This window comes from Pedomonas mirosovicensis, from assembly GCF_022569295.1.
Classification (GTDB): domain Bacteria; phylum Pseudomonadota; class Alphaproteobacteria; order Sphingomonadales; family Sphingomonadaceae; genus Pedomonas; species Pedomonas mirosovicensis.
Genome location: NZ_JAKFIA010000002.1, coordinates 896,104 through 905,578, shown reverse-complemented (window position 1 = coordinate 905,578; position 9,475 = coordinate 896,104). Strand labels below are relative to the sequence as shown.

Genomic DNA, 9,475 nt, shown 5'->3' with positions numbered 1-9,475 from the left:
AAAGGCAGGGCGGGCGGGGGCGGTCGTCCTCGCCATCGACCCGCGCGTAGGTTTGCTCGGAGAATTCGCTGGCAAGCATGAATCGCCAGATGCCCGCCCGCCGAAAAGCCGATGACGCCCACCTTCGCTTGCGGCCCCGCTCTCCCGCGCCAGCAGGCGGAAGGCGCGCTGGGCGTCCTGCAACGGCGCGGCCTGCGGCCCAGCCGTCGTAGGGCAGGCGATAGAGGAGCGTGCCGACGAGGAAGCCGCGTTCGGCGAAGTGATGGGCGATGGGGCCGCCGTCCGGCGCGGTGGCGATCCGCTCGTAACCGCCGCCCGGCACCAGCAGCAGCGCCATGCCATTGGGGCTGGCGGGGCGCACCAGTGTCAGCGTCGGCCGGGTGATGCCGTAAAAGGCAAGGTCATCGGGCGGGGAATCCAGCCTGCGGCGCACGGCGCGCTGGGTGACGGTGACGCGCTGCCGCCTGGCGGGCGGCCGGGCCAGAGGTCGAGGGTCGCATGGACGGGTTCGGAGGGCTTCCCGCGCCAGCGCGGGGGCGGCGACGCCGATGGCGAGGCTTCCATGAAGAAAGGCGCGGCGGTTCAGCATGTCAGTCTCCATCCGGGCGGCGGGCGCTGCGGGCCGTGCTTGCGGGCAGGCGGAAGGCTTCGGGCGGCGAAGGGTTGGCGGGGTCATAGTCCCGCGCCTTGTGCAGCAGGTGCCGGGCCAGTTTCGGGTCGGCCTCGAAAAGCCGGGAGGCCACCATCCGCGCCAGCTCGTAAGCGCCGTAGTTGTTGTGGTGGGTGCGGTCGCGGCCGTCGTCGTTGAAGGCAAGGGGTGCACGCTGCGGCCCCAGTACTTCGTAAAAGGCGATGGTCATGGGGGTGAGGTCGATGAGGCCGACCCTTTCTTCGTGTGCCACCGCCCGCACCGCGTCCGGGTAGCGGCCATGGCTGGGCGTGATTTTGCCCCGGCTGTCAAAATTTCGCCGCTCGGGCGAGGTGACGAGAAGGGGCGTTGCGCCCCGCCGCCGCACCTCGGCGATGTAAGCACGCAAATAGGCGCGGTAGGTGGTTTCGGCCTCCGCATAGGTTTGCGGCCACTGCGCCTTCTGGTCGTTGTGGCCGAACTGATGAGCACCCAGTCCCCCGGCTTCATGCGGGAGAGCGCCTTGTCGAGCCGCAACTCCGCGAGGAAGGATTTCAGCGTCTCGCCGGATCTCCGCATGGTTGGCGACGGCGATCGTCGGCGCGAAAAACCGGGGGAGCATCTGCCCCCAACTGGCGGCGGGCTCGGCGGTCTGGTCGGTAACGGTGGAATCGCCGAGGAGATATACCGTCGGCACATCAATGGGCTCGATGGCGATGGCGGTCACTCGCGGGGCGCTGCCTAAAAATTCCAGCGTCAGCCGGTCGTCCCACGTGGGGCTGCCGATCTCGCGGGGCTTGAGCCGCACGGCCGCGCCGCCCGGCGCATTTTCGGGCGGCGCACCCAGCGCGGGCGTCCGCACGTTGACGATGAAGCTGCGCGTCGCGGTTTCGCCCTTGCCGGTGTGGGAGGCTCTCAACCATCAACCGGCGGCCTTCGGCCTTGACCGTGGTGTCCGACGCCTCCGCGCCGCCGAAGGCAAGGGTGACGCGGTAATTGCCCTCCGGTACTTTGACCGAGAACCGGTTGGCATCTTCCCAGCCGTGGCCGCGCGCGTCGTTGTAGGCGCGCCTGTCCGCCCCCAGCGTGAAATGCCGCGCGTTCTCGCGGGCGCAAGCAGATGTGGGGGCGAGCATAACGGCGGAGGCGGCGATAAACATCAGCGCGAGCCCGGCCAGCCGCCTCATGCACCCCCCGGATTTCATGGATGATGCTTGCTGATCTCCGCGATGCGGGTGGTGCCGGTCAGCGCCATGGCGACGTTCATCTCCGCCCGCATCAGGCCCAGCATGTGGGTGATCGCCTTCTCGCCGCCCGCCGCCAGCGCGTAGGCCCAGGCCCGGCCGAGCATGACGCCGTTTGCGCCCAGCGCCAGCATCCGCACCACATCCAGCCCGGAGCGGATGCCGCCATCGGCAAGAATGGTCATGCGCCCGCCCACTTCATCGGCGATCGGCGGCAGCGCCCGCGCGCTCGATAACGTGCCGTCCAGCTGGCGGCCGCCGTGGTTGGAGACGACGATGCCGTCCGCCCCCGCTTCCAGCGCCAGCCGGGCGTCTTGCCTGTCGAGGATGCCCTTGATGACGATGGAGCCCTTCCACTGGGAGCGGATCCACTCGATGTCGTGCCAGCCCACGTTGGGCTCAAAATTATTCCGCATCCACGCGAAGAAATCCTCAAGGCCGGTGTTCTTGCCGAGCACGGGGGCGACGTTGCCGAGCGCATGGGGGCGGCCGCAAATGCCCACATCCCATGCCCAGCGCGGGTGCAGGATCGCCTGCCCCATGCGGCGGAGAGAGCCCATGAGGCCGGGCGCGCCCGCAAGGCCGGAGCGGTAATCCCGGTAGCGCGAGCCCGGCACCGGCATGTCCACGGTGAAGACGAGGGTGGGGCAGCCGATCGCGGCGGCCTCGGCCAGCAGATCCTTCATGAAGCCGCGATCGCGGATCATGTAGAGCTGGAACCAGAAAGGCTTCGCGGCGGCTTTCGCGACTTCCGCCAGCGGGCAGGCGGAGACGGTGGAGAGAATGAAGGGGATGCCCGCCTTCTCCGCCGCGCGCACGGCCTGCCGCTCGCCGCGCCGGGCGTTCATGCCCGCCAGGCCGATGGGGGCGAGCGCCACCGGCATGGAAAAATTCTGGCCGAAGAGGGTGGTCGTGAGATCGATTTTCGAGACATCGCGCAGCACGCGCTGGCGCAGGGCGACGGCCTCCAGATCCGTGATGTTTCGCCGCAGCGTCACCTCGGCGTAGGAGCCGCCATCAATATATTCGAACAGGAATTTCGGCAAACGGGCGCGGGCCAGTTCGCGATAATCGATAACCGATGCCGCCTTCATGCGCGTCGCCCCTGCGCGAAGGCGGAAATGCTGGATGCCGCAATCAGGCAGCGTGAGTTTTGGAAATGCTGGCGCGGCTGCAGGCTTGATGCGATCATGGTCTTCTCCCCTGATCGTATAGTCATACAAAATATCGACGCATGGCAAGGGTCATTTCATATGTTCGGATGATATCTCATATATTGGGGAAATTGGGCATGTGCTGCAGCGCTTGCCCGGAAGCCGGTCAGCTTGACCGAAATGCGATACTGTATACACTCAGACAATATATACATGTGAACAGCGCAAGAGCTTGAAGACAGGGGAAATCATGAAGCGCACGAACTGGGTACGCGGCGGCGTTGCGGCCGCGCTGGTCATGCTGGCCGCAGGGGTGGCAATGCCCTGCTCGCCCGTTCTCGCCGCGACGCAGGTCGAGGCGACAGTCAGCCAGATTCAGCTGGAAACGCGGGATTTCACGGTTGTTCTCGACCGGGCATCGCAAACTCTCGTCTCCTTGCGCCAAAGGGTGCGGGCGGCTTCGATTTCGCGCCCTCGCACCGCCAGAAGGAGCGGCAGGGCGATGGTTTCTATCATCTGGGCGATATCGACCTCAGGCTGCGATTGGCCGGTGAGACCGAGTGGCGCGATTACGCGACGGCTTATAAACGTCTTCCCGTGACGCCGCTGGCGGCAACCGGCCCGGTGCTGGCGGCGAGCGATGTGTCGGCGGCCTTGCCTGCGGACCTGCCGCTTAAGGTCGAGCGGCGCTGGGTGGTGGAAAACGGCCAGCTGGCCCTGCGCTTCCGCTCACCAACCGCGCTAAGCGCGCTGTCGAGATCGGCGGGCTTGGCCTGCCGATGGTGTTCGATAATATTCTCAGCGGCCGCTCTCTTGAAGAGGCGCACGAACAGGCCAGCTTTGCCGACCCCTACATCGGGCTGGACGGCGGCTATCTTCAGGTCACCCGCCTCAACGGCAAGGGTCCGGCGCTTCTGGTGCTGCCGGAGGCGGGCACGCCGTTCGAGGCCTACAAGCCCATTCTGGACGAGAAGGACGAGAGCGGGCGCACGAAGCTGTTCAACGACGGCACCAAGCGCGGCCAGACCTTCGAGGGCTTCTACGACTGGATGGTGACAAGCCGCGGCTTTGCCGAGAAGGAATGGTCCGGCGCGGAGCAGTGGAATGAGCCAAGCGTGCTGAAGCTCGCCCCCGGCGAGACGCGTGAGATTGGCGTGCGCTTCGCGCTGTCGCCGTCCATCCGCGCCATCGAGGAAACGCTCGTCGCCAACGATCGCCCGGTCGCCATCGGCATTCCGGGCTACGTGGTGCCGATGGATCTGCCGGCTGACCTGTTCCTGAAAACCTCGAAGCGCGTGCGCTCCATCACCGCCTATCCGTCCCGCGCGCTGAAGGTGTCGAAGGATGGCTCGGTCAACGGTTGGGCCCGCTACAAGGTGGAAGGCAAGACCTGGGGGCGGGCGCGCCTCGAGATCGCCTACGCCGACGGCCAGGTGCAGACGGTGCACTATTTCGTCACCAAGCCGGCTGCCGAGGCGGTGGCCGACATGGGCCGGTTCCTCACCACCCAGCAGTGGTTCGATGATCCGAGCGATCCGTTCAAGCGCGGGCCGTCGATCATGAGCTACGACAACGAGGCCCGCTCGGTTGTCCGTCAGGATCCGCGCGTGTGGATTGCCGGCCTCAGCGACGAGGGCGGCGCGGGCGCGTGGCTGGCCGCCATCATGAAGCAGCTGGGCGAGCCGAACGAGGCCGAAGTCGGCAAGTTCGAGCGCTTCGTCACGGAGACGCTGGACGGCAAGCTGCAGGCCAACGAGGGGCCGGAAGCCTTCGGCGTACGCAAGAGCCTGTTCTTCTACGACCCCAAGGGCGTGCCGACCTTTGCCTACGACAGCGCCATCGACTGGAGCACCTGGTCCTCGTGGGACCGGGATCATGCCGCGTCCTTCGCCCGGTCGTTCAACTATGTTCACGTGGCCGCCGCGCACTGGGTGCTCTACCGGCTGGGCCGCTATCAGGAAGGTCTGGTCAAGGCGCACGACTGGCGCTGGTATCTGAACCGCGCCTATGAGACGGCCATCGCCATGGTCCGGCTCGATCCGCATTATTCAAAGTTCGGGCAGATGGAAGGCGATGTCTTCGTCGATATTCTGAACGACCTGAAGCGCGAAGGGCTGCACGCCGAAGCCCGGGCGCTGGAAGCGGTGATGCGCGGCCGGGCCCAGCATTGGGCGGAGGACGCCTACCCCTTCGGCAGCGAGATGCCGTGGGATCTGACCGGCCAGCCGGAGGTCTATGCGTGGATGCGCTACTTCGGCCATGACGACAAGGCGGAGCAGACCCGCGAGGTCATCCTCGGCTATGACCCGACTGTTCCGCACTGGGGCTATAACGGCAACGCCCGGCGCTACTGGGACTTCCTCTACGCAGGCAAGACCCGGCGGATCGAGCGCCAGATCCATCACTATGGCTCGGCCCTCAACGCCGTGCCGTTGTTCGACGCCTACCGGCGCGATCCGAAGGACACTTACCTGTTGCGCGTCGCCTATGGCGGTCTGCTCGGCTCCATCACCAACATCAACCAGGAAGGATCCGGCTCGGCCGCCTTCCACTCGAACCCGGACATGATGCGGTTCGATGCCTACACCGGCGACTACGGCATGAGCTTCTTCGGCCATGCCTACGCCACCGCCGCCTACCTGGTGAATGACGCCACCTTCGGTTACGTCGGCTTCGGCGGCATTGTGGAGAAAAGCGGAGATACCGTCCGCATCGAGCCGAAGGATGCCTTCCGCAAGCGCATCTACATCGCGCCGGCGGGCCTGTGGCTGACGCTGGATGCGGGCCAGTTCGAACGGGCGGAGTATGATACCGCCAGCGGGCGGGTGCGCGTTTACCTCGCCAAGGCCGATCGCTACACGCCCAAGGCCTATCTGAACGTGGAGACCACGGTTGCGGGCAAGCCCGCCTACCAGCCGACACTTGAGACGGTGCGGACGCGCGGCAGCTATGTGTTCGACCTGTCCACGGCGGTGACGGTGGTGGAGCTGAGCCCGACTCAGCCGACTCAGGCTCAATAACCCTGGGATCGAGTTCGGCGTCCCGCCGGGTCGGCTGGTTCTAATGAGCTGGCTTGACCTGGCGGGCGAACTCCGGCCCGATGCCGCAGGCCCGCGCCACTGCGATCCAGGCTCGGCTAAATAACTCAGACTATTCAAGGATTTTCCTCAGCCGCCTGGGCTTGGCCGCCTTGGGCGGCTGTTTTGCAAGTGCTGAAAGACCTTAAATAATATCAATGAGTTAAGCCTGAGTGTGGCACGAGAGCCGCACCTGCCATGCTCGTCGTAGTTGGTATGGTCATAGATCGTATAATTTATTTTGTATAAGTTGTTTCACGTGCTTAAATGCCCCCATCGCGTTGGAGGACGCGACAGGGAGGAAATTTATGAAAAGAAGTTCGATCCGCTTACATTTCATGGCAGGCAGCGCGCTGGTGGCAATCGCCGCGCCGTTTGCTGTGTCTACCGCCGCGGCCCAGTCCGCCGGCGAACAGGCCAGCGCCTCGATGGAAGAAATTGTGGTCACGGGTACGCGTATCCGCCGGCCTAACCTCGAGAGCAACAGCCCGCTGACCGTCGTCAGCGATCTGGAAATCAAGTACCAGGGCGCGACCAACGTCGACAGTGTGCTGAACCGCATGCCGCAGTTCACGCCTGACGCGAACGAGAACGTCTCGAACGGCGCGGACGGTACGGCGCAGATCAACCTGCGCGACCTCGGCTCCAACCGCGTGCTCGTGCTGATGGACGGCCAGCGCCTGCTGCCGTCCCAGGCGATGGACGTGAACTTCATTCCGTCCGCGCTGGTTGAGCGCATCGACGTGGTGACCGGTGGTGCTTCGGCCGTTTACGGTTCCGACGCGATTTCCGGCGTCGTCAACTTCATCATGCGGAAGAATCTGAACGGCATCCGCGCCGATGCTCAATACAGCTTCTACCAGCACAACAATAATAACGACAGCCTGCGCGATCTGGTGCGCGACAGCGGTTACGAAACCGCGCCGGGTTCGGTGACCGACGGCAGCAAGTACGACATCAACATCGCGGCCGGCACCGACTTTGCCGACGGCAAGGGCAACGTCACCATGTACGCCGGCTACCGCAAGGTTCGCCCGGTGCTGCAGGGTTCGCGCGATTACTCGGCTTGCGCTCTCGACCCGACCGGTGAAGGCAACAGCGCCTTTGCCTGCGGCGGCTCAAGCAACAACGAGTACGGTTCGTTCACGGTTCTGAAGGACCCCGTGACCGGCTCTCCGGTGAACTACAACAACACCAAGGACGGCAGCAAAACCTGGGTTCCCTACGACAGCTCGTTCCGTTTCAACTACGCGCCGGAAAACTACATCCAGCGTTCGGACATCCGCTACACCGCGGGCGCCTTCGCGCACTATGAGCTGGCTCCTTCCGCCGAAGTCTACGGCAGCTTCATGTTCATGGACGACCACAGCTACTCGCAGGCAGCCTCCGGCGGCCTGTGGGCGGGCGAGGTCTACTCCATCAACTGCGACAACCCGCTGCTCGGCGCGCAGCAGGCGACCGCCCTGTGCGGTGCGGCTGCCGGCACCGATACCAGCCGGGATACCTTCATCGGCTACCGCCTGACCGGCGAAGGCAGCTCGCCGCGTCGGGACTCGCTGCGTCACACCAATTACCGCTTCACCGGCGGCGTGCGCGGCGACATCTTCGACGGCATCAGCTATGACGTCGGCGCTCTGCGCGCGGTCTCGATCTTTAACGAGAACTACCAGAACGACGTCGATCCGGCCAAGGCGAAGAAGGCTCTGCAAGTCGTCAACGTCGACGGCGTGCCGACCTGTAAGTCGGTCATCGACGGCACCGATCCGAACTGCGTGCCGATGGATGTGTTCGGCTACGGCAACATCGACCCGTCGGCCTACGACTACATCTACGCGCCGACGTTCACCCGCGGCGAGCAGACGCTGACCATGTTCAGCGCCAACATCAGCGGCGACCTGACCAACTACGGCATCGTCAGCCCGTGGGCGTCGAGCGGCGTCGGCTTCGCGCTCGGTGTGGAGCATCGCCGCGAAAACCTGGTCTTTGAGGCCGATGCTCTGGCTCAGGCCAAGGGCACCCTGGAATCTCAGGGCAGCATCAAGGTCAACGAAGTCTACGCAGAAGTTGGCGTTCCCATCCTTGAGAACATGCCGTTCGCCAGGTCGCTCAGCATCACGGGTGGCTTCCGTTATTCGGAATACACCAATGACAGCAAGACCGGCACGGTCACCAAGTACAGCGCGTCCACCTACAAGGGCGAACTGGACTATGCGCCGAGCCGCGACGTGCGCTTCCGCGCCAGCTACAACCACGCCATCCGCGCCCCGAACATCAACGAGCTGTTCGCCTCTCAGGGCCTCGGCAACGTGTCGGCACAGGATCCGTGCGCCGGCACCTCGCCGGTGGCGAGCATGGAGCAGTGCCAGCTCACCGGCGTTTCGCCCGAGCAGTACGGCAACATTCCGGAATGCCCGGCGAACATGTGCGTGGCCCAGGGCGGCGGCAACCCGCTCTTGAAGCCGGAAGAGGCCGACACCTACACCTTCGGTGTGGTGCTGACGCCGACCTTCCTGCCGAACCTGTCGCTGTCGCTCGACTACTACAACATCAAGGTGGACGGCTACATCGGCTCGGTTGACCCGACCCTCACCATCAACCAGTGCGTGCAGACCGGCAATCCCTACTTCTGCGACCTGTTCCACCGGGCTCCGGGTACGGGCGTGCTGTTCGGCACCGACGGCTACGTGGTCGGCACCACGCTCAATACCGGTTACCTGAAGACCTCCGGTATCGACGTGAGCGCCAACTACCGCTTCGACTTCGAGGATGTCGGCCTCAACAACGCCGGTCGCCTCAACTTCGACCTGGTTGGCACCTACCTCGACAAGTCGACCGTCAAGCAGCTGCCGGGCCTCGGCACCTACGACTGCGCCGGTCTCTACGGCCCGACCTGCGGTCAGCCGACGCCGCGTTGGCGCCACAACCTCCGCACCACCTGGGAGATGCCGTGGTCGAACGCCACGCTGTCGCTCAACTGGCGCTATTTCGGCGGAACGAAGCTGTCCAGCAACACGGACAACGAGTTCCTCAAGGGCACGCCGTACATCATCAACCGCAAGCTCAAGGCCTACAGCTACTTCGACCTGAGCGGTACGGTTGAGGTGTACCAGAACCTGGTCCTGCGCGCCGGTATCAACAACCTGTTCGACAAGGACCCGCCGGCGATTGCCCAGGGGCTGCTCAGCTCCTTCGGCAACGGCAACACCTACCCGGGTGTGTACGATCCTCTCGGCCGGACGATCTTCGTCGGTCTGACCGCAGAGTTCTAAAAACACACACACGTGTCCAGCCTGGACCGGCCCGCTTCCCAGCGGGCCGGTCTTTTTTTATGCGGCAAGTTCCTGGGTTCGCGCCTTCAGGCGCGCCATTTGG

The 9,475-nt window shown here is 64.8% G+C and carries 3 protein-coding genes and 2 pseudogenes; 2 read left to right on the top strand and 3 right to left on the bottom strand.

The window, feature by feature from the left end:
- The 3 genes and pseudogenes from L0C21_RS16660 to lldD form a co-directional block, all read right to left on the bottom strand.
- A pseudogene (locus tag L0C21_RS16660) lies at positions 1–589 on the bottom strand (alpha/beta hydrolase); the annotation flags it as partial.
- Between the two features lies 1 nt (position 590).
- On the bottom strand, positions 591–1,547 hold the full coding sequence (locus tag L0C21_RS16655) for a rhamnogalacturonan acetylesterase (RefSeq protein ID WP_259279510.1): 957 nt from the start codon (positions 1,545–1,547) through the stop codon (positions 591–593).
- A gap of 282 nt (positions 1,548–1,829) precedes the next feature.
- The gene (gene lldD, locus L0C21_RS16650; RefSeq protein WP_259279509.1) at positions 1,830–2,966 is read right to left on the bottom strand and encodes an FMN-dependent L-lactate dehydrogenase LldD; all 1,137 of its coding nucleotides are present in this window, start codon (positions 2,964–2,966) and stop codon (positions 1,830–1,832) included.
- 324 nt (positions 2,967–3,290) lie between these two features.
- Between lldD and L0C21_RS16645 the strand changes: the two are divergent.
- Together L0C21_RS16645 and L0C21_RS16640 are read left to right on the top strand one after the other, a co-directional pair.
- A pseudogene (locus L0C21_RS16645) lies at positions 3,291–6,046 on the top strand (DUF5695 domain-containing protein).
- Positions 6,047–6,411: 365 nt separating this feature from the next.
- The gene (locus L0C21_RS16640; protein ID WP_259279508.1) at positions 6,412–9,372 is read left to right on the top strand and encodes a TonB-dependent receptor domain-containing protein; all 2,961 of its coding nucleotides are present in this window, start codon (positions 6,412–6,414) and stop codon (positions 9,370–9,372) included.
- Positions 9,373–9,475 lie beyond the last annotated feature (103 nt).

Coding starts and splice junctions, on each gene's coding strand:
- lldD (WP_259279509.1), bottom strand. CDS start 2,966: ATGAAGGCGGCATCGGTTATCGATTATCGCGAACTGGCCCGCGCCCGT.
- L0C21_RS16640 (WP_259279508.1), top strand. CDS start 6,412: ATGAAAAGAAGTTCGATCCGCTTACATTTCATGGCAGGCAGCGCGCTG.